Below are 18,836 nucleotides of genomic sequence, written 5' to 3' on the forward strand. Positions count from 1 at the left end.
CTTCCACCGCAATTTCGTCAAAGGGGTTCATGGACATTTTGACATTGGCGATGTCCACGCCGCTTTGGTCGGATTTCACGCGTACTTTGACGTTGTAGTCTACGACGCGCTTGACGGGTACCAACACCTTCATCGAGCTTCCTCCGGAAAGTTACTTTAGAAATTGCAATTACAAACGCTTGATTCTACATCGCCGCAAGCGCCTTCACATGGGCCACCACGCTGCGCCCGAGCGCCGACAGGTTGTAGCCGCCCTCGAGAAAGCTGACGATGCGCCCCGAGGCCGTTGCATGGGCGAGTTCCATGATGCGATGGGTCAGCCAGGCAAAATCGGCCTCAACCAGGCCCAATTGACCCATGCCGTCCTCGCGATGGCCATCAAATCCCGCCGACACGAAAATAAACTCAGGCTTGAAGGCCCGCAGCCGCGGCAGCCAGAGATCCTCGGCGACCAGGCGCAGATCATCGCCTCTGGTATAAGCATCGACTGGTATGTTTACCATGTTTTCGGGGCATGGGCTCTGCCAATGATTGGGAAACAAGTCTTTCTGAAAAAAACTGCACATCATGACGCGTGGATCGTGGGCGAACATCTCCTCGGTTCCGTTGCCGTGGTGTACGTCAAAATCAATGATGGCGACACGCTGAAGGCCATAACGCGCAAGGGCATAGGCCGCCGCCACTGCAATATTGTTATAAAAACAAAAACCCATCGCCTGCGCAGGGCGCGCATGATGCCCTGGCGGACGCACGGCGCAGAACGCGTTGCGATATTCACCGTCCATAATGGCATCCACGGCGGTGATCCCCGCGCCCGCGGCGGCCATCGCGGCATCAAGCGTATGAGGGTTCAGAAAGGTATCCGGATCGATGGGATATAAACCCTCAGCGGGAAGGTGATCCCTAAGAAAGGCAAGATAAGCGGGTGTATGAACACGCAGCACATCCGCTTCGGATGCCGGGCTGGCTTGCCTTTCGGCAAGAAAACCCATGACGCCGCTAGCCAGCAACTGGTCATTGATGGCGTCGAGCCGCTCGGGGCATTCTGGATGCCAGCTACCCATGTCATGCAGGCGGCATGCGGGGTGAGTAATATAGAGTGTCTCCATAAAGGAAGATTATGTTCAAACCTGCCCGTATATTGCAAGTTGCCGCACTCACGATCGCTTTGGCTGGCTGTGCTTCCCAGCAAACCGTTGCCACATCCGGCACAGGGGTCTCCGGCAACATGGCCGAACCAGCCCTTCCCCAAATGGCCGATGTCAAGCCATCCCGCCCGGAACAGCCTTCGATACAAGCGGGCAGCTCAACAGCCAAGGGCGGCCCCTTGCTGCTGCCTGATGGTTCGCTCACCCCCGATATGCAGGCCTATGCCAGTGACGTTGCACGCTCGCGGCAGGTTCCGTTGACGCATGTCGAGTCGCTGTTACACACGATCAGCTACAACGCCACTGCAGCGCGGCTCATGAAACCCAGCCCCCACCGCATACGGCGCAGCTGGACGACTTACCGCAACCGTTTCGTCGAACCCGTGCGCATCAAGGCGGGACAGGCATTCTGGTCTGAAAACAAAGCGTTTCTGGATGCAACCGCCGCCAAATATGGCGTGCCCCAGTCCATCATTGTCGCCATTATCGGCGTGGAAACCATTTATGGGCGCCACACCGGCAATTTTCGCGTGCTGGATGCCCTGGCCACGCTGGGCTTTCGCTATCCCGACGACAGTCGCCCTGAACGCAGCCAACTCTTCAGGGATCAGCTTGCCGATCTGATACAACTGGACTACGAAAACAAGCTGGATGCGTCCAGCGTAACGGGCTCATTTGCCGGCGCCATTGGCTTGCCGCAGTTCATGCCGGGAAGCCTGGCGCGCTTCGCGGTGGACGGCGATGGCAATGGCCATATCGATCTTTTGAACAGCAAACGCGATGCGATCGCCTCAGTGGCCAATTTTCTGAGATTGCATGGCTGGGTGCCGGGACTGCCGGTATTTGCCCCGGCCACACTGCCGCGTGATCCGGCATCCCTGGTGCAAGGAGGCCTGACGCCGACCCTGGACTGGTCTGAACTCGTCAGCCACGGTGCAGGGATTCCCGGCGCCACCAGCGCGCCGCCCGCATGGACCCATTACAAGCTCGGCATAGTGGATTTGGTGGATGAGTCACAAAATCGCGCGCAATACCGACTGGGCACCCCCAACTTTTTTGCCATCACCCACTACAACCGCAGTTATTACTATGCAAGTTCGGTCGCCGATCTGGCCCGTATCCTGGCTGACAACATGGGCTACGGCTGGCCGTGAACAGATGGGACCCTCTTGCAAGCGTGGGGGCGGCAAGATAAATGAACGCGCCCTGCAGCGGCAGCGCCTACAAATCAGTTGAACACGCCGGTTGAAAGATAGCGGTCGCCGCGGTCGCACATGATAAAGACAATGGTGGCATTTTGTACCCGCTGCGCAACGCGCAGTGCAGCCACCAGGGCGCCCGCGGACGAAATGCCACCAAAAATACCCTCTTCCGCCGCCAGGCGGCGGGCCATGGTTTCGGCATCGGCCTGTTCGATGAGCTCGAAGCCGTCGACTTGCGCAGGTTGGTAGATGGCAGGCTGATAGGCCTCGGACCATTTACGGATACCTGGAATTTGCGAACCTTCTGCAGGCTGCGCACCAATGATCTGGATGTTTTTGTTACGTGACCGCAAGTAGCTGCCCACGCCCATGATCGTACCCGTGGTGCCCATGGCACTGACAAAATGGGTGATTTCGCCATCCGTCTGTTGCCAGATCTCGGGGCCGGTTGTTTCGACATGGGCTCTGGGATTGTCCGCGTTTGCAAACTGGTCCAGCACCTTGCCCTTGCCTTCCGACTCCATCTTGATGGCGAGATCTCGCGCATATTCCATGCCCCCTTGCTTTGCAGGCGTCAGGATAAGTTCCGCGCCATAGGCTGTCATGGATGCACGCCGTTCGACAGACAGGTTATCCGGCATGATGAGAATCATCTTGTATCCGCGCACGGCTGCCGTCATGGCCAGCGCAATACCGGTATTGCCGCTGGTGGCCTCGATAAGCGTATCGCCAGGCTTGATCTCGCCCCGTTCTTCGGCGCGACGTATCATGGAACTGGCGGCGCGATCCTTGACCGAACCGGCGGGGTTATTGCCCTCAAGTTTGGCGAGAATGACATTGCCGCGCGGCTGACCATATTCGCCCGGTATGCGCTGCAATCTTACCAGCGGCGTCGAACCTATGGTGTCTTCTATAGTGAGGTATTTTTTCATGCGAAAGATCATACACCCATTCTGCTTACAGTCTCCCCTTTGCCGCGGGGGCCGCGCCTGAGGGAGAAGCCTGGCGGCCCGTGGGCACGGCTGCCTCGCTCGACGGCGCCGCGGCGCCCGGCATGTTCCCGACAACCCGCGGCTGCAATGTCATGTAGCGTCGACTCGCTTTCAGACCCGAAGCCTTTAACGCAGCGAGCTTGCGCGGGCCTATTCCTCTGACGCGGTCCGAGAGATCCTGAAGCGACTCATAAGGGCCTGCACGCTTGCGTTCTTCCACAATGATGTGTGCCGTGCGCGGCCCTATGCCTCGCACGGCGAGCAACTGCGTGGCGGTGGCGGTATTGACATCGACAGCCAACGCCCCGGAGGGCGCCGCGGCCAGCATGCTCAGTGCCGTGCCCAACGCCATGCGGCGCCGCCGTGCAGGGCGGCGCCGAGACGGCGTTGGAAAATCAGGATGGGCCTCAGACGACAGAGGGGTTGCCACGGTAGCGTGGGTGAAAGGATTCATGGATGGACTCCAGTATCGGGAAACACAGATGGGCACTACGCCTGCAATCATCCCTCAATCCGTGACGCGGCGATATTGCATCGGCACACCTTTTTCCATGCGCAGTAGTACTACACTTCTTCCAACCTGCGGCTGGCCAGCTTACCCTCCGCCAGCATGACCTGCAGATACTCGGCTACGCCCGTCTGTACATCGCGCATGGGCTTGTCGTACCCAGCAGCACGCAATTGTGTGAGATCTGCCTCTGTATGGCTCTGGTACCGGCCCTTCAGATCATCCGGGAACGGGATATAGCAGACCTGCTGCGTCTGCACCAGTTCTTCGATCGAAAGCCTGTCTTCGCCTCGGTGCGCGCGCATCTCGTTGACAACCGTGGAGGCGATGTCGTTGAACGGTTGGGCGCGACCCGTACCGCAGTTGAAAACCCCCGATGTACCGGCGTGGTCCAGAAAATGCAGATTGACGTCTACGACATCATCGATATAGATGAAGTCCCGCATCTGACCACCATCCTCGTAGCCATCCCAGCCTCCGAAAAGGCGTACATGCCCTTCTTGCAGGAACTGTTTCATGTTGTGGAGCGCTACGGAAGCCATGCGCCCCTTATGCTGTTCCCGTGGTCCGTACACGTTGAAGTAGCGCAGCCCGACCACGGGCGCCGTCAGCGTGTCCAGGCGGCGACGCAATACCTGGTCGAACAGGAATTTGGAATATCCATAGACATTCAATGGGGCCTCGTTGCGTATGTCTTCTGCATACACCGGACCAGCGCCATAAACGGCAGCAGAGGATGCATAAACAAGCGGAATGCGCGCGCGCTGGCAATACTCGAAAAGCTCAAGCGTGACCCGATAATTGTTATCCATCATGTAGTGGCCATCGCGCTCCGTCGTGTCAGAGCAGGCGCCTTCATGGAAAACCGCTTCGATTTGACCCAATTCGCCCGCTGCAACGCGCCGGCGAAACTCGTCTTTATGCAGATAGTCAGCGATCTGCACATCGACCAGATTGACGAACTTATCGCCGTCGGTAAGGTCGTCCACAACCAGAATGTCTGTGCAACCGCGCTGATTCAGGCCTCGCACCAGGTTGCTGCCAATAAAACCGGCACCTCCGGTTACTACTATCATGTTAGTTCTCCTGCGGTAACAATCGATGTGCCCAATTTGCCGACCACAACGCCACCCGCCTGGTTGGCCCAGCGCACTGAATCGAGCCAGCTCAAGCCCGCTGCCCGGGTTACCGCCAGCGTGGCCAGCACCGTGTCGCCCGCACCGGAAACATCGAATACCTCGTGGGCGTGGGCGTCGATGTGTTCTCGCCCTGCCTGTGAAAATAGTGTCATGCCCTGCTCTGATCGCGTGACCAACAAAGCGTCCAGCCCCAGTTGCTCGCGCAGCCCTTGTGCGCGCCGCGCAAGATCGTCTTCGTCTTGCCAGATGCCTACCGCTTCGCGCATTTCGGCACGATTGGGCGTAATGAGTGTGGCGCCATGATAACGCCGGTATTGATGCCCCTTGGGATCTACCAGCACAGGCACGCCCGCTTCCCTGGCGGCGGCAATAAGTGCCTCGACGCGCCCCAACGAACCTTTGGCGTAATCGGACAACACGAGCAGGTCGTGCTCCTGCAGCAATTGCCGGGCCTGCTCTTCCATCCTGGCAAGGCAGCTTGGCCCCGGGCCCTCTTCGAAATCAACGCGCAACAATTGCTGCTGTCGCCCAAGCACCCGCATCTTGAGCGTGGTGGGTGATTCGGAATCGGCCACCACGCAGGCATTGATGCCTGCCTCGCGTGCCAGATCACGCACCTTGGTGCCTGCTTCGTCGGCGCCGACAACGCCCAGCAAGCTGGCTTTGGCGCCCAATGCAACAATATTGCGGGCCACGTTGGCTGCACCGCCCAGACGATCTTCGCGGCGCATGACCCTGACGACCGGCACCGGCGCTTCGGGCGAGATGCGATCCACTTCGCCAAACCAATAACGATCCAGCATGATGTCGCCAGCAACCAAGATCTTTACGCGGCTTACCGCGTCTGCCGGAAACGGCATCATTTCATCTCCTCAAGACGTCGAGGTTCGTAGGTTTCCCACGAACTGCAACCTGGACATTGCCAGTAGAAGTGTCGGGCTTCAAAACCGCACACTTTGCAGGCGTAACGATCCAGGCGCTGCGTATGCTTGTGTATCAGGGAACGCAAAAGGCTGAGGTCCGCGCCCGAAGCAGTTTCGCCGGCAGGGATCGTGGATGCCAGCAAGGTGCCGTCCGCCGACTCGGCCAGCGTCGCAACCTGAGCGTCGCCGCCCGGTGGGCTGACGATGGCAGACGGCCTACCCCCGCCATACGTTTCGCGCGTGGCCAGCTCAGCCTCGAGCAGGCGATCCAGCCCGAGCAGCGTCGGATGCGCGCGCAGCGACGCACGGGCAAAGGCCCACGCTGGCCCGAGCCCTTTTTGCTGGCGCAGCTCACGAAAAACGATATTGAAGGTGTCGAGCGCAGGATAGCGCTGGTAATGCGCCATCAGCACCTCGAGGCCTTCTGCTTCCTGGCCCAGGCGGCGATAGCACTCCAGTAAATCGGAGGCAATGAGACAGGCATAATCGGGCGCGATATTCAGGACGGAGGCCAGGTAGGCGCGCTCGTCTTCAGGCTTGTTGTCCAAACGCGCGAGGTGCGCGCGCAGCATGGCGATACGGGCCTCTGAAGCCTGCCCTTCGGTGCGACCACGCAAAGGCCCGGCAGCGTAATCCGCCGCATCCAGCGCAAGGCCGGCAGCCTTGATATCTGGCGGCTTGGCGCTCAATGCCGTCACGGCCTGTTCGCATTGATAATGCGCCAACTGAGGCACGGGCTCATCCACCAATGCGCGCAGGCGCTTGACAGCCTCGATGGCGCGTGGCCAATCGTGCTCGGATTCATAAATGCGAATCAAGGCGCGAATGGCGGGAACCGCATGGCGTGTATCAAGCACCTGCTCGAAAGCCTGCTCTGCGCGATCCAGCATGCCCGCCTTGAGAAAATCCTGGGCAAGCTCGTGCTGCGCGTTTTCTTTGTCTGCGGCAGGCAAGTCGGCACGCGAGAGCAGGCTTTGGTGCACACGGATCGCGCGTTCCATTTCTCCACGCCGACGAAACAGACTGCCTAACGCAAAATGCAGCTCGGTGGTTTCCGGGTCCAGCTTGGCCACTTCCACGAAGGCGTCGATAGCGCGATCGGGCTCTTCGTTCAGCAGGAAGTTCAGGCCCTTGAAATAAGAGTTGGGCAGCGTCCGGTTTTCGGAGAGCATTTGCCTGATATCCACGCGTGAGGCTATCCAGCCCAACGCAAAGACCAAGGGCAAAAAGATCAGCCACCAAGGTTCGAAATCCACAGTATTGAATCCTGGCTTGCGTTACAGGGGCGCCATGGGCGCGACGGTTTCAGGCGCGACAGCCTCGGTCGGCATGACCGGATGACGGGCTTTTTCTTCCAGGCGAGCCACCTCGCGCCGCAGGCGACCCTGCTCGCGGCGTGCACGCAGCATGGCCGGTGCGACCAGAAGCAGCCCCAGCAGGCCTCCCAGCACGAACACTGCCAGCATCACAACGATAAGCGGCACACCCGTTATCACGTGGTCCGCAAAGAAGTTCACATCTACCGGACCGGTATTCTTGAGCGCAAACATCAGCACAAGAATGAACACTACCAGCCTCAATAGCCAGACGATATAACGCATGTCAAGCACTCCAGTATTTGGGAATCCGGTAATTGTAAGGGGGAAACGTCGAAACCGGCCCAAAAAACAGGCCCTCGCGAGGGAGGGCCTGTTTCGATTTGCAAGAAAGCCTGACTGCAGCGGCGAAAACGCTCAGCCGTGCATGAGACGAGTGTCGAATGGCGCCGTATCATTCTCGCCATCGGATGACTGCGCATTGACCTCCTGGTCGAAAGCGCTGTCCACTCGTTCACGCAACTCCTTGCCTGGCTTGAAGTGTGGCACCTGCTTACCAGGCACCATGACTTTTTCGCCAGACTTGGGGTTGCGGCCCACACGCGGCAGGCGTTCGGACAGGGAAAAACTGCCGAATCCGCGGATCTCGATGCGCTGGCCACTGGCTAGCGCCTGGGTCATGGCATCGAGTACCGTCTTGACGGCGTAATCCGTGTCACGCGCTGCCAGTTGCGGGTAGCGACTGGCAAGGATCGCGATGAGTTCCGACTTGGTCACAATCAGCTATCGTCGCGTGCCTGGTCGAGCTTGGCCTTGAGCAGTGCGCCCAGGTTGGTCGTGCCCGACGAAGCACTGGCTTCGGACATACGCTGGATGGTATCCGCCGTTTCGGCATTGTCGCGCGCCTTGATGGACAACTGGATCGAACGCGTCTTGCGATCGATGTTGATGATCATGGCATCGACGCTGTCGCCCGCATTCAGCACGGTGGTGGCGTCTTCGACGCGGCCTGCGGAGATTTCCGAGGCGCGCAGATAGCCTTCGACATCTACAGACAGCGTGACGACAGCACCCTTGGCCTCGACCGATTTGATCGTGCCCTGAACCACAGCGCCCTTGTCGTAGGTGGCAACGTAGTTGTTGAAGGGGTCGCCTTCCAGTTGCTTGATACCCAGAGAAATGCGTTCCTTGTCGGTGTCGATACCCAGCACAACGGCGTCGATTTCGTCGCCCTTCTTGAAGTTGCGAACAGCCTCTTCACCGGTTTCGGTCCAGGAGAGATCGGACAGGTGAACCAGGCCATCGATGCCGCCGGGCAGACCGACAAACACGCCGAAGTCGGTGATCGACTTGATGGCGCCGTGAACCTTGTCACCACGCTTGAAGTTGATCGAGAACTCTTCCCAGGGGTTGGGACGGCATTGCTTCATGCCCAGCGAGATACGGCGACGGTCTTCGTCGATTTCGAGAACCATGACTTCGACTTCTTCGCCCAGGGTGACAACCTTGCGCGGATCGACGTTCTTGTTGGTCCAGTCCATTTCGGAAACGTGCACCAGGCCTTCGATGCCGGCCTCGACTTCGACAAACGCGCCGTAGTCGGTCAGGTTGGTGACCTTGCCGAACAGGCGCGTGCCTTGCGGGTAGCGACGAGCCAGACCGATCCAGGGATCTTCGCCCAGCTGCTTGACGCCCAGGGAGACGCGGCTCTTTTCCTGGTCGAACTTGAGCACCTTGGCTTCGACTTCCTGACCGACCTGCAGGACTTCGGAGGGGTGACGGACACGGCGCCATGCCATGTCGGTGATGTGCAGCAGGCCGTCGATTCCGCCCAGGTCGACGAACGCACCGTAGTCGGTGATGTTCTTGACCACGCCCTTGACCACTGCGCCTTCGTGCAGGGTTTCGAGCAGCTTTTCGCGCTCTTCGCCCATGCTGGCTTCGAGCACGGCGCGACGCGACAGTACGACGTTGTTGCGCTTGCGGTCGAGCTTGATGACCTTGAACTCAAGTGTCTTGCCTTCGTACGGCGTGGTGTCCTTGACGGGACGCAGGTCGACCAGCGAACCAGGCAGGAAGGCACGGATGCCGTTGGTCATGACGGTAAGACCGCCCTTGACCTTGCCGGTGATGGTGCCATTGACCATTTCGCCGGACTCGAGCGCTTGCTCGAGTTGCAGCCAGGCCGACAGGCGCTTGGCGCGATCACGCGAAAGAATGGTATCGCCGTAGCCGTTCTCGAGGGAATCGATGGCAACGGAAACGAAATCGCCAGGTTCGACTTCGAGTTCGCCCTGGTCGTTCAGGAATTCTTCTAGGGGAATCAAGGCCTCGGATTTGAGACCTGCATTGACCACGACAAAGTTGTGATCGATGCGAACAACTTCTGCAGAGATGACCTCACCGGACTTCATGTCCTGGTTCTTGATGCTTTCTGCGAAGAGATCGGCAAAGCTTTCGCCGCCGGTAGGGGTAGAGGTTGCGATGGTGGACATTCGTGTATCCATTGGCCAGGATGGCCGTTAATAACACACCAGAGAGAAAATTCGCCCCAGTGGAGTAGAAAAAATATTCCGGCAGCACGCGCTAGGCGCGTGTTGCCTGGAACCCCAGGCCCGACCAGAGATCGAGCACTAATTTGACCGTTTCGCCTATGGTGAGATCAGACGAATCGACCGTATGAGCGTCGGCCGCCGCGATGAGCGGAGCGTTCACCCGACTGCGATCGCGCTCATCGCGCGTGCGCATGTCTTTCAACAAGTCCGGTAGATTAGCAGAAAACCCCTTTTCCTTCAACTGCTTACAGCGCCTTTCCGCGCGCGCCCGGACATCGGCCACCAGAAATATCTTGAGCGGCGCATCCGGGAACACGACTGTACCCATGTCGCGTCCATCCGCAACCAGGCCAGGCGCCACGCGAAACGCTCGCTGGCGGTCCAGCAAGGCCTGCCTCAAGGGAAGGTAAGCAGCAATCCGCGAAGCCAGATTGCCGACCTGCTCCTGCCGGATCAGGCATCCCACGTCCTGACCGTCCATGAATATCCGGCCACCCTGGAACGAGACATCGAGCTGCGCCGCTATCCGCGCAACAGCGAGTTCGTCCGATGCATCGACACCGTGCTGCTGCACACCGAGGGCGGTCAACCGGTACAGCGCCCCGCTATCCAGCACTGACCAGCCAAGCGCCGTGGCAACGCGATGGGCGATCGTGCCCTTGCCCGAGGCGGTGGGCCCATCAATGGTAATAACAGGAATAAAAGTCGCCATGAGAATCAGGCCTGGACGAGATCTTGAAAAACGGGGAAATAGCCCGGAAAAGTCTTGCTGACGCAGTCAGGATCGTCGATTGTCACCCCTTTGGGTCCGAAAGCCGCAAGGGAAAAGCACATGGCCATGCGGTGATCATCGTACGTTGCAATCGAGGCAGATCGCCACTGCGATGCCTGCAAGGGATGCACCGTCAGCCAGTCTGGTCCCGATGCCACCTGTGCGCCAAGCTTCTCGAACTCGGTATGCATTGCATGGATGCGGTCGGTTTCCTTGACACGCCAACTGCCGATATTGCGCAGCGTGCACGGACCATCCGCATACATGGCCATGGCCGCCGCCGTCATGGCAGCATCGGGAATCAGGTTGAAATCCAGATCGAAACTGCGCAGGCGCTCGCCGCGCGCCACGACCGGGCCGCTGACTTCTATGGAGGTCGGACGCCTGCTCACAGTTGCGCCCATGGCTTCGACAACGTCAGCAAAGGCAATATCACCCTGCATGCTGTCCGAACCCACGCCTTCGATCTTCAGGGGGCCGCCACCCAGGGCGCCCAGGGCCATGAAATACGATGCCGTCGATGCATCGCCTTCGACCTCAAGCCGGTCGACTGCACGGTAGCGCGCATCGGCCGGGATCACAAAACGAGCCCAATCGTCGTGCTGTACCTGCACGCCAAACTGCGCCATCAAACGCAGGGTTATCTGGATATAAGGCCTGGAAATGAGTTCGCCATCCACCTCGATGGCCAGGGCCTTGCCGCTGCGGGCCACACACAGCGGCGCGCACATCAGCAATGCCGTCAGGAACTGGCTGGATACGGAACCTTTGACTTTGACGCGCTCCTGGCCGCTCAATGTCGCCTCGTGGATCTGCAGAGGAGGATAGCCGACCGTGCCAAGGTAGTCGACCTGCGCGCCGAGCACGCGCAAGGCGTCAACCAAGTCGCCTATCGGCCGCTCATGCATGCGTGGGACGCCCGACAGCTTGTACATACCGCCCATCACCGCCAGGGCGGCGGTCAGCGGCCTGAATGCCGTACCCGCATTGCCCAGGAAAATATCCGCGCTGCGCACGGAAAAGGGCGTGCCGCCCTGTACCGTCACTTTGCCAGGGCCGGCCTCCTCGACGGCAACGCCAAGCTGACGCAAGGCCGCGATCATCACGCGCGTATCGTCGGAGTCAAGCAGGCCGGACAGGCGTGTTTCGCCGTCGGCCAGCGCCGCCAGCAGCAGCGCGCGATTGGAAATGCTTTTTGAGCCAGGCAGCCTGACTCGCCCGGATGCCGTGACAATCGGCGACAAATACAGACTGGACGTCATGACAAACCACTCCTGCTTGCCCAGAGACGGCGCGCGAGCGCCGCACGTTCAAGGAAATCTTCCAGTTCACGGCCATCGCCCGCCTGCAGCGCCTGCTCGGCCTTGGAAAGCGCCGCCTTGACCTCCTGCAACTCATTAAGCACGGCATCCTTGTTGCTCAGAAAGATGTCGCGCCAGACTTCGGCCGAGCCCGCGGAAATGCGGGTGAAATCACGAAACCCGCTGCCGGCCAGCGCCATGCGCACATCCGCATCAGACGCCATGGCGACCTGCCACATGAACACCGATGACAGAAAATGCGGCACATGACTAACGGACGCCAGCACGGTGTCATGCGTGGCGGGATCCAGCGTCAGGATGCGCGCACCACATGCTTTCCACAGCCGCGACACAAGCTTCCTGGCCGCTGCGGGATTCTCCATCAGTGGTGTAAGAATGACATTGCGGCCCCGATAGAGTTGTGCGTCAGCGGCGGCGGGGCCCGTCTGCTCCGCGCCCGCTATGGGGTGCCCGGGAACGAACTGGCCAATGCGGTCGCCGAGCGCGGCGCGAGCGGCGGCAATGACATCCGCCTTGGTGCTGCATGCATCGGAAATCACGGTCTCGGGCCGCAGGCAAGGCTTGAGCCGCGCCAGCGTGGCACCCACCGCGCCCACAGGCGTGGCGATCAAAATGAAATCGGCCTGCGCGCCAGCTTCTTCCAGCGTGGCGGCCGCGTCGATCAACCCCCTGCGCAAGGCTTGATCCAGGGTTTCGGGATTGCGCCCCACACCGAGCACGCGCCCCACAACCCCCGCCTGGCGAAGCGCCGCTGCAAACGATCCGCCTATCAGCCCTACGCCGACAATGGCAAGGACAGGCAGCACGGGCTCCGGTTGCGCCGGTCGCGCGGCATGCTCGCTCATGCGTCCGAGAGAATCTGCTCGAGCGCCTCGATGAAGCGTTGATTCTCCTGAGGCAAACCTATCGATACCCGCAGGCATTCGGGCAAGCCATCAGCGGCAACAGGACGCACAATCACGCCGCGCTTGAGCAATGCCAGATTGATGCTGGCCGCGTCACCGACACGCACCAGCACAAAGTTTCCAAAGCTGGGCACGTACTCCAGCCCCAGGCGCGTGAACGCGTCGTAAAGCGCCTGCCTGCCCGCCAGATTGACCTCGTAGGCGCGCTGCAGGAACGCGGCATCGCCCAGTGCCGCAATCGCCGCAGCCTGTGCCAGCGTATTGACATTAAAAGGCTGGCGCACGCGATTGAGCAGGTCTGTCAGTCGCGGCTGCGCCAGGGCATAGCCCACCCGCAAACCGGCCAGCCCGTAGGCCTTGGACAGCGTGCGCGTCACGATCAGATTGGAATACTGCTCGACCCAGCGCGCGCTGTCGAAGCGCATCCCGGGATCCAGGTATTCGGTGTAGGCCTCGTCCAACACCACCGTGACCCGTTCGCCATGCGCTTCATGCGTGCGCTCAAGAAACGCCGCCACCTCGGCAGCAGGCACGAATGTGCCGGTGGGGTTGTTGGGATTGGCAATGAATACGACGCGTGTATCGGGCGTAATGGCGGCGAACATGGCGTCCAGATCATGGTCGTAGTCTTTGGCGGGAACCACGACATGCATCGCCCCACGCGCCTGCGTCGCCAGACGATACACGGCAAAGGCGTACTGGGCGTAAACGGCCGCGGTACCCGGCGACAGCAAAGCCAGGGACGCGATTTCCAGCAGATCATTGGAGCCGTTGCCCAGCGTAATCCAGTCCATCGGCACGCCATAGCGCGCGGACAGCACTGCTTTCAGATTGAAGCCATTTGGGTCGGGGTAGCGCGCCAGAGAGGCGGCGGCCGCAGCCAGCGCCTTCTGTGCCGATTCGGGCATGCCGAGCGGATTTTCATTGGATGCCAGTTTTACAATGTCGGCCGGATCCAGATTGAACTCGCGTGCCAGCTCCTCGATGGGCTTGCCGGCCTGATAGGGCGCGATCCCCAGTACATAATCGGGCACCAGCGCGGCCCGGGAAGCGCCATTGGAAGCGGTATTCATGCGAAAAGTCCTATTGCCGGGGATAGGAACCCAGCACCTTGAAGAAAGCGACCTGGTTTTTGAGGTCGGCCAGCGCCTGGGCCACCGCTGGTTCATTGCGGTGACCAAGCAAGTCTACATAGAAATAGTATTCCCACTGGCCCGTGCGGGCAGGCCTGGATTCCAGTCGCGTCATGGACACCCCATTGGCGGCCAGGGGCGCCAGCATGTCGTACACGGCGCCGGCGCGATTGGGAACAGCCAGAATGATGCTGGTCTTGTCGCTGCCGGTGGGCAAGGTCTCGATGGCGCCAACGGCCAAGAAACGGGTACGGTTCTGCGGATCGTCCTGGATGCCGGACGCCACGATGTCCAACTCCCAGGCTTGCGCGGCGGTCTCGCCGGCAATGGCGGCAACGGTCGGATCGACTGATGCCTGCCGCGCCGCTTCGCCATTGCTGGACGCTGCATCGCGGGCAAGACCGGGAACATGCTGGGTTAGCCATGCCTGGCATTGGGCCAGGGCCTGGGGATGGGCCATCACACGCGTTACCCCATCGAGCGTGCCCGATTTGGTCATGAGATTGTGATGGATCTTGATCGAGCGCTCGCCCAATACCTTGAGCGGCGAATTGAGCAGCAGGTCAAGCGTGCGATTGACAGCGCCTTCGGTGGAGTTCTCCACCGGCACCATGCCGACATCGGCCTGCCCGGCCTCGACAGCACGAAAAACCTCATCAAATGAATCACAGCGTAAACGCGTGATTGCGTGCCCGAAATGTTCCAGCGCCGCCTGCTCGGAGAAAGAACCCTGCGGCCCCAGAAAGGCTGCCGTCAACGCGCTTTCGAGCCCGCGACAGGTTGAAATAATCTGCGACCACACCGCATCGACCGCCTCCGCGGTAAAGGGGCCTTTGTTCAAGGCTTGCAGGCGACGAATGACCATGGCTTCGCGCTCAGGCTTGAGAATGGGGCCGTCGACATCATGATCCTGCTTGATCTTGCCAACGTCCAGCGCCGCGGTGGCCCGCTGGTTGAGCAGCGTCAGTATCTGCTCATCGATCGTATCGATACGATCGCGCAGCGGCTTTAGCTGCGCCTGTAAAGTATTATCCATGGCGACGTTCGAAGTCCTGCAGATAAGTAATGAGGGCTTGCACCGCCTCGGGCGGTACCGCGTTGTAAATGGATGCGCGCATGCCGCCGACGCTCTTGTGTCCCTTCAACTGCAACAAACCCGCCGCCTCCGCACCCTCAAGAAAGGCGCTGTTCAGGGACTCGTCGCGCAGAAAAAAAGGAACATTCATGCGTGACCGGGCAGCCGGCTGAATTCGGTTAACGTACAGATCCGAGCCATCGAGATAATCGTAGAGCGCCCTGGATTTGGCGATGTTCGCCTTTTCGACCGCCGCGATGCCGCCCTGTTTCTTAAGCCATTTGAACACCAGGCCCGCCATGTAAATGGCGTAGGTGGGCGGGGTGTTGAACATGGATCCCGCCGCCGCCACATTGGCGTAATCGAAGGCGGACGGGCAGCCAGGCAGGGCATGGCCGATCAGCGACTTGCGTACGATCACAATCGTAAGCCCTGCCGGACCTGCGTTCTTTTGCGCCCCGGCGTACACCATGCCAACCTTGCCGAAGTCGATGCTGCGGGACAGAAAATGCGAGGATGCATCCACCACCAGGGGCACCTCCGGCGCGCCGAGCGATGCCATATCCGGCCAATCGGCGCACTCCAACCCTCCGATGGTTTCGTTACTGCAGATATGGAGGTAAGCCGTGTCCGGGCGCGGTTTCCAGTCGGACGCCGAGGGATACCAGGTCCAGGGCTCCTGCGTCTGGCCGTCGATGACGACCTGCGTTCCACTGCTGGCCGCCACGGCGACATCGCCATAGCGCTGCGCTTCTTTATGCGATTTATTGGACCAAATGCCGGTCAGGACGTAGTCGGCCTTGTTCAGGCCGCCGCGCCCGATCAGGTTCATCGGCACGATTGCGTTTTCTGCCGTTGCCCCGCCCTGCATGAACAGAATCTCGAACGCGTCGGGTACGGCCAGCAGCTCGCGCAGATCGACGAGTGCTTCTGTACATATTTGAGTGAACTGTTTACCGCGATGACTCATTTCCATCACAGACATGCCACAGCCATGCCAGTCGGTCAGCTCTGCCGCCGCTTGCTCCAACACCTCCAGCGGCAAGGCCGAAGGGCCTGCCGAGAAATTCCAGGGTCGCATGAAATTTATTCCTGTTCGCTGTCTGTATTATCTTCGCCGGCGTCCGTGTCACCTGCATTGTCCACCGGATTATCGTCTGCGGATGGCGACGTATCCTGTTCGCCTGACGCCGGCGCAGCAGCGGCATCGCCAGGCTCGCCATCCACCGTGACAATCACCTCATCATCGGCATCACTTTCAACCACACGACGCACGCCCGACAGCATGCTGTCTTCGTCGACGTTGATGAGCGTTACGCCTTGGGTGGCACGGCCCATTTCGCGAATTTCGGACACGCGCGTACGAACCAGCACGCCGGACGTGGTGATGAGCATGATTTCATCGGACGGACGGACCAGGACCGCGCCGACGACCTTGCCGTTGCGGGCCGAGGTCTGGATGGCGATCATGCCTTTGGTGCCGCGCCCATGACGCGTGTATTCGACGATCGATGTACGCTTGCCGTAACCGTTTTCGGTCGCGGTCAGTACGCTCTGGGTTTCGTCTTGCGCGACCAGCATCGCGATGACACTCTGCCCTTCTTCGAGCATCATGCCGCGTACACCGCGCGCCGTGCGGCCCATGGGGCGCACATCGTTTTCGTCGAATCGAACAGCCTTGCCCGAATCCGAAAACAGCATGACGTCGTGCTTGCCGTCGGTGAGATCGGCGCCGATAAGATAGTCTCCGTCGTCCAGCGCAACCGCGATGATGCCGGCCTTGCGGGGATTGGAAAAATCGGACAATGGCGTCTTTTTGACCGTGCCGCGCGACGTGGACATGAAGACGAAATGATCTTCGCTGAATTCGCGCACCGACAGTACGACGGTGATTTTCTCGTCGTCTTGCAAGGGAAACATGTTGACGATGGGACGGCCGCGCGCGTTGCGCGATCCCTGCGGCACCTCCCAGACCTTGAGCCAATAGACGCGGCCCCGGTCAGAGAAACACAGCAGAAAATCATGAGTATTGGCGATAAACAACTGATCGACCCAGTCGTTTTCCTTCATGGCTGTCGCCTGCTTGCCGCGCCCGCCCCGCTTTTGCGACCGGTATTCGGACAGCGGCTGGCTCTTGATGTAACCGGTTTGAGACAGTGTTACCACCATGTCCATGGGGGTAATAAGGTCTTCGGTATCCAGTTCGGTGGCGTTGTACTCAATTTCCGAACGACGACCATCCTTGGCGTTAGTGGAGAATTCTGTCTTGATGGCGACCAGCTCGTCGCCAATGATCTGCGTGATACGTTCAGGCTTGGCCAGGATATCCAGCAGATCAGCGATGGTGGCCATGACGTCCTTGTACTCGCCGACAATCTTGTCCTGCTCCAGCCCGGTCAGGCGCTGCAGTCGCATGTTCAGGATTTCTTGAGCCTGGACGTCGCTGAGGCGGTACAAACCGTCGTTCTGCAGGCCAAACTCCGCAGGCAGCGACTCCGGGCGATAGGCGACCCGCCCGCCTATGGTGCTGCCTTCGTCGGCGCGGGTCAACATTTCGCGCACCAGGGACGAATCCCAGGACCGTGCCATGAGTTCCTGACGCGCCACAGGCGGCGTAGGCGCCGCCTTGATGATCGTGATGAAATCATCAATATTCGCCAGGGCGACGGCCAGGCCTTCCAGCACGTGCCCACGATCACGGGCCTTGCGCAACTGGAAGACGGTACGGCGCGTGACCACTTCGCGGCGGTGGAAGAGAAAATACTCCACCATCTGTTTCAGATTGAGCAGACGGGGCTGGCCATCGACCAGCGCCACCATGTTCATGCCGAAGGTATCCTGCAGCTGCGTCAATTTATAGAGGTTATTCAGAATAACCTCTGGCACCTCGCCGCGTTTAAGCTCGATCACCAGCCGCATGCCGTCTTTATCGGACTCGTCACGAATATCGGAAATACCCTCGATACGCTTTTCGTTGACGAGCTCAGCGATTTTTTCCTGCAGCGTCTTTTTATTGACCTGATAAGGAATAGCATCGACCACAATGGCCTGCCGGTTTCCCTTTTCCATGTCTTCAAAGTGGGTTTTCGCCCGCATGATGACTCGCCCGCGCCCTGTGCGATAGCCCTCTCGCACGCCCGACATGCCATAAATGATGCCGCCCGTAGGAAAATCCGGCGCCGGAATGATTTCGATCAGTTCGTCAATGGAGCAGCCCGGATTGCGCAAACAATACAGGCACCCTTCGATCACCTCTGACAGATTATGCGGAGGTATATTAGTGGCCATGCCCACCGCGATACCCGCGCTGCCGTTGACCAGCAAATTGGGCAGGCGCGATGGCAAAAGAAGCGGCTCCTGCTCGCTGCCATCGTAGTTGGGGCCGAAATCAACCGTTTCCTGATCGATGTCCGCCAGCAATTCATGTGCAATCTTGGCCAGGCGGATTTCGGTGTATCGCATCGCTGCGGCATTATCGCCGTCGATCGAGCCGAAATTACCCTGCCCGTCCACCAACATATAGCGCAGGGAAAAATCCTGGGCCATCCGCACAATGGTGTCATACACCGCGGAATCACCATGCGGGTGATATTTACCGATAACGTCACCGACGATACGGGCAGACTTCTTGTAGGCGCGGTTCCAGTCATTGTTCAGTTCGTGCATGGCGAACAGCACACGCCGGTGGACTGGCTTGAGGCCATCTCGAACATCCGGCAAAGCCCGGCCCACGATCACGCTCATGGCGTAATCGAGATAGCTGCGGCGCATTTCCTCTTCCAGCGATACGGGAAGCGTCTCCTTGGCGAAGGAATCCATAGAGTGTCTTAACTAGTAAAGGTCGTG

Annotated in this window: 17 protein-coding genes and 1 pseudogene; 1 reads left to right on the plus strand and 17 read right to left on the minus strand. The window is 59.8% G+C overall.

Annotated elements, in window-relative coordinates; all coding sequences use genetic code 11:
• Positions 1-133 (minus strand): annotated as a pseudogene (locus tag ERE07_RS18055) (electron transfer flavoprotein subunit beta/FixA family protein); the annotation flags it as partial.
• A gap of 52 nt (positions 134-185) precedes the next feature.
• Positions 186-1,109: a histone deacetylase family protein gene (locus tag ERE07_RS18060; protein ID WP_130010453.1), complete on the minus strand. Its 924-nt coding sequence runs from the start codon at positions 1,107-1,109 to the stop codon at positions 186-188.
• 11 nt (positions 1,110-1,120) lie between these two features.
• On the opposite strand from ERE07_RS18060, the gene mltB reads away from it, so the two are divergent.
• The gene (gene mltB / locus ERE07_RS18065) at positions 1,121-2,302 is read left to right on the plus strand and encodes a lytic murein transglycosylase B (protein ID WP_130010454.1); all 1,182 of its coding nucleotides are present in this window, start codon (positions 1,121-1,123) and stop codon (positions 2,300-2,302) included.
• A 74-nt stretch (positions 2,303-2,376) separates the two neighbouring features.
• Here mltB and cysM read toward each other — a convergent pair whose 3' ends face one another.
• The 15 genes from cysM to gyrA all read right to left on the minus strand — a co-directional run bounded on the left by cysM (position 2,377) and on the right by gyrA (position 18,809).
• Complete coding sequence (gene cysM, locus ERE07_RS18070; protein WP_130010455.1) at positions 2,377-3,282, minus strand: cysteine synthase CysM; 906 nt, start codon at positions 3,280-3,282, stop codon at positions 2,377-2,379.
• A 25-nt stretch (positions 3,283-3,307) separates the two neighbouring features.
• Positions 3,308-3,796: a ComEA family DNA-binding protein gene (locus ERE07_RS18075; RefSeq protein ID WP_245153774.1), complete on the minus strand. Its 489-nt coding sequence runs from the start codon at positions 3,794-3,796 to the stop codon at positions 3,308-3,310.
• Between the two features lie 110 nt (positions 3,797-3,906).
• On the minus strand, positions 3,907-4,926 hold the full coding sequence (gene rfaD / locus ERE07_RS18080; RefSeq protein ID WP_130010456.1) for an ADP-glyceromanno-heptose 6-epimerase: 1,020 nt from the start codon (positions 4,924-4,926) through the stop codon (positions 3,907-3,909).
• Positions 4,923-5,852, minus strand: a complete 930-nt coding sequence (gene rfaE1 / locus ERE07_RS18085) for a D-glycero-beta-D-manno-heptose-7-phosphate kinase (protein WP_130010457.1) — start codon at positions 5,850-5,852, stop codon at positions 4,923-4,925. Before rfaE1 ends, rfaD begins: the two co-directional genes overlap by 4 nt.
• Positions 5,849-7,168 carry a lipopolysaccharide assembly protein LapB gene (gene lapB / locus ERE07_RS18090; protein ID WP_130010458.1) on the minus strand — a complete coding sequence of 440 codons (1,320 nt, stop codon included), beginning with the start codon at positions 7,166-7,168 and terminating at the stop codon, positions 5,849-5,851. Before lapB ends, rfaE1 begins: the two co-directional genes overlap by 4 nt.
• Before the next feature lie 21 nt (positions 7,169-7,189).
• A complete protein-coding gene (locus tag ERE07_RS18095; RefSeq protein ID WP_130010459.1) occupies positions 7,190-7,513 on the minus strand; it encodes a LapA family protein in 324 nt (107 codons plus the stop codon).
• 132 nt (positions 7,514-7,645) lie between these two features.
• The gene (locus ERE07_RS18100; protein ID WP_130010460.1) at positions 7,646-8,005 is read right to left on the minus strand and encodes an integration host factor subunit beta; all 360 of its coding nucleotides are present in this window, start codon (positions 8,003-8,005) and stop codon (positions 7,646-7,648) included.
• A 2-nt stretch (positions 8,006-8,007) separates the two neighbouring features.
• Complete coding sequence (gene rpsA / locus ERE07_RS18105) at positions 8,008-9,723, minus strand: 30S ribosomal protein S1 (RefSeq protein ID WP_167670979.1); 1,716 nt, start codon at positions 9,721-9,723, stop codon at positions 8,008-8,010.
• A gap of 91 nt (positions 9,724-9,814) precedes the next feature.
• The gene (gene cmk, locus ERE07_RS18110; protein WP_130010462.1) at positions 9,815-10,495 is read right to left on the minus strand and encodes a (d)CMP kinase; all 681 of its coding nucleotides are present in this window, start codon (positions 10,493-10,495) and stop codon (positions 9,815-9,817) included.
• A 5-nt stretch (positions 10,496-10,500) separates the two neighbouring features.
• Positions 10,501-11,817 carry a 3-phosphoshikimate 1-carboxyvinyltransferase gene (aroA, locus tag ERE07_RS18115; protein ID WP_130010463.1) on the minus strand — a complete coding sequence of 439 codons (1,317 nt, stop codon included), beginning with the start codon at positions 11,815-11,817 and terminating at the stop codon, positions 10,501-10,503.
• Positions 11,814-12,722 carry a prephenate dehydrogenase gene (locus ERE07_RS18120; RefSeq protein ID WP_130010464.1) on the minus strand — a complete coding sequence of 303 codons (909 nt, stop codon included), beginning with the start codon at positions 12,720-12,722 and terminating at the stop codon, positions 11,814-11,816. Before ERE07_RS18120 ends, aroA begins: the two co-directional genes overlap by 4 nt.
• Complete coding sequence (gene hisC, locus ERE07_RS18125; RefSeq protein ID WP_130010465.1) at positions 12,719-13,855, minus strand: histidinol-phosphate transaminase; 1,137 nt, start codon at positions 13,853-13,855, stop codon at positions 12,719-12,721. The genes ERE07_RS18120 and hisC overlap by 4 nt, the downstream gene beginning before the upstream one ends.
• A 10-nt stretch (positions 13,856-13,865) precedes the next feature.
• Positions 13,866-14,951: a prephenate dehydratase gene (pheA, locus tag ERE07_RS18130; protein ID WP_130010466.1), complete on the minus strand. Its 1,086-nt coding sequence runs from the start codon at positions 14,949-14,951 to the stop codon at positions 13,866-13,868.
• Positions 14,944-16,071: a 3-phosphoserine/phosphohydroxythreonine transaminase gene (gene serC, locus ERE07_RS18135; protein WP_130010467.1), complete on the minus strand. Its 1,128-nt coding sequence runs from the start codon at positions 16,069-16,071 to the stop codon at positions 14,944-14,946. The genes pheA and serC overlap by 8 nt, the downstream gene beginning before the upstream one ends.
• A gap of 5 nt (positions 16,072-16,076) precedes the next feature.
• Positions 16,077-18,809 (minus strand): DNA gyrase subunit A, encoded by a 2,733-nt coding sequence (gene gyrA, locus ERE07_RS18140; protein WP_167670981.1) that lies wholly within the window; start codon positions 18,807-18,809, stop codon positions 16,077-16,079.
• Between the last annotated feature and the right edge of the window lie 27 nt (positions 18,810-18,836).

Origin of the sequence: Allopusillimonas ginsengisoli (assembly GCF_004153455.1) — a bacterium.
GTDB lineage: Bacteria > Pseudomonadota > Gammaproteobacteria > Burkholderiales > Burkholderiaceae_B > Allopusillimonas > Allopusillimonas ginsengisoli.

What these genes read in the sequence shown, in the direction of transcription:
- rpsA (WP_167670979.1), bottom strand. Translation starts at nt 9,723, where the DNA reads ATGTCCACCATCGCAACCTCTACCCCTACCGGCGGCGAAAGCTTTGCC.
- ERE07_RS18120 (WP_130010464.1), bottom strand. Translation starts at nt 12,722, where the DNA reads ATGAGCGAGCATGCCGCGCGACCGGCGCAACCGGAGCCCGTGCTGCCT.
- pheA (WP_130010466.1), bottom strand. Translation starts at nt 14,951, where the DNA reads ATGGATAATACTTTACAGGCGCAGCTAAAGCCGCTGCGCGATCGTATC.
- ERE07_RS18095 (WP_130010459.1), bottom strand. Translation starts at nt 7,513, where the DNA reads ATGCGTTATATCGTCTGGCTATTGAGGCTGGTAGTGTTCATTCTTGTG.
- serC (WP_130010467.1), bottom strand. Translation starts at nt 16,071, where the DNA reads ATGCGACCCTGGAATTTCTCGGCAGGCCCTTCGGCCTTGCCGCTGGAG.
- rfaE1 (WP_130010457.1), bottom strand. Translation starts at nt 5,852, where the DNA reads ATGATGCCGTTTCCGGCAGACGCGGTAAGCCGCGTAAAGATCTTGGTT.
- gyrA (WP_167670981.1), bottom strand. Translation starts at nt 18,809, where the DNA reads ATGGATTCCTTCGCCAAGGAGACGCTTCCCGTATCGCTGGAAGAGGAA.
- cmk (WP_130010462.1), bottom strand. Translation starts at nt 10,495, where the DNA reads ATGGCGACTTTTATTCCTGTTATTACCATTGATGGGCCCACCGCCTCG.
- ERE07_RS18060 (WP_130010453.1), bottom strand. Translation starts at nt 1,109, where the DNA reads ATGGAGACACTCTATATTACTCACCCCGCATGCCGCCTGCATGACATG.
- rfaD (WP_130010456.1), bottom strand. Translation starts at nt 4,926, where the DNA reads ATGATAGTAGTAACCGGAGGTGCCGGTTTTATTGGCAGCAACCTGGTG.
- cysM (WP_130010455.1), bottom strand. Translation starts at nt 3,282, where the DNA reads ATGAAAAAATACCTCACTATAGAAGACACCATAGGTTCGACGCCGCTG.
- ERE07_RS18075 (WP_245153774.1), bottom strand. Translation starts at nt 3,796, where the DNA reads ATGAATCCTTTCACCCACGCTACCGTGGCAACCCCTCTGTCGTCTGAG.
- aroA (WP_130010463.1), bottom strand. Translation starts at nt 11,817, where the DNA reads ATGACGTCCAGTCTGTATTTGTCGCCGATTGTCACGGCATCCGGGCGA.
- hisC (WP_130010465.1), bottom strand. Translation starts at nt 13,855, where the DNA reads ATGAATACCGCTTCCAATGGCGCTTCCCGGGCCGCGCTGGTGCCCGAT.
- mltB (WP_130010454.1), top strand. Translation starts at nt 1,121, where the DNA reads ATGTTCAAACCTGCCCGTATATTGCAAGTTGCCGCACTCACGATCGCT.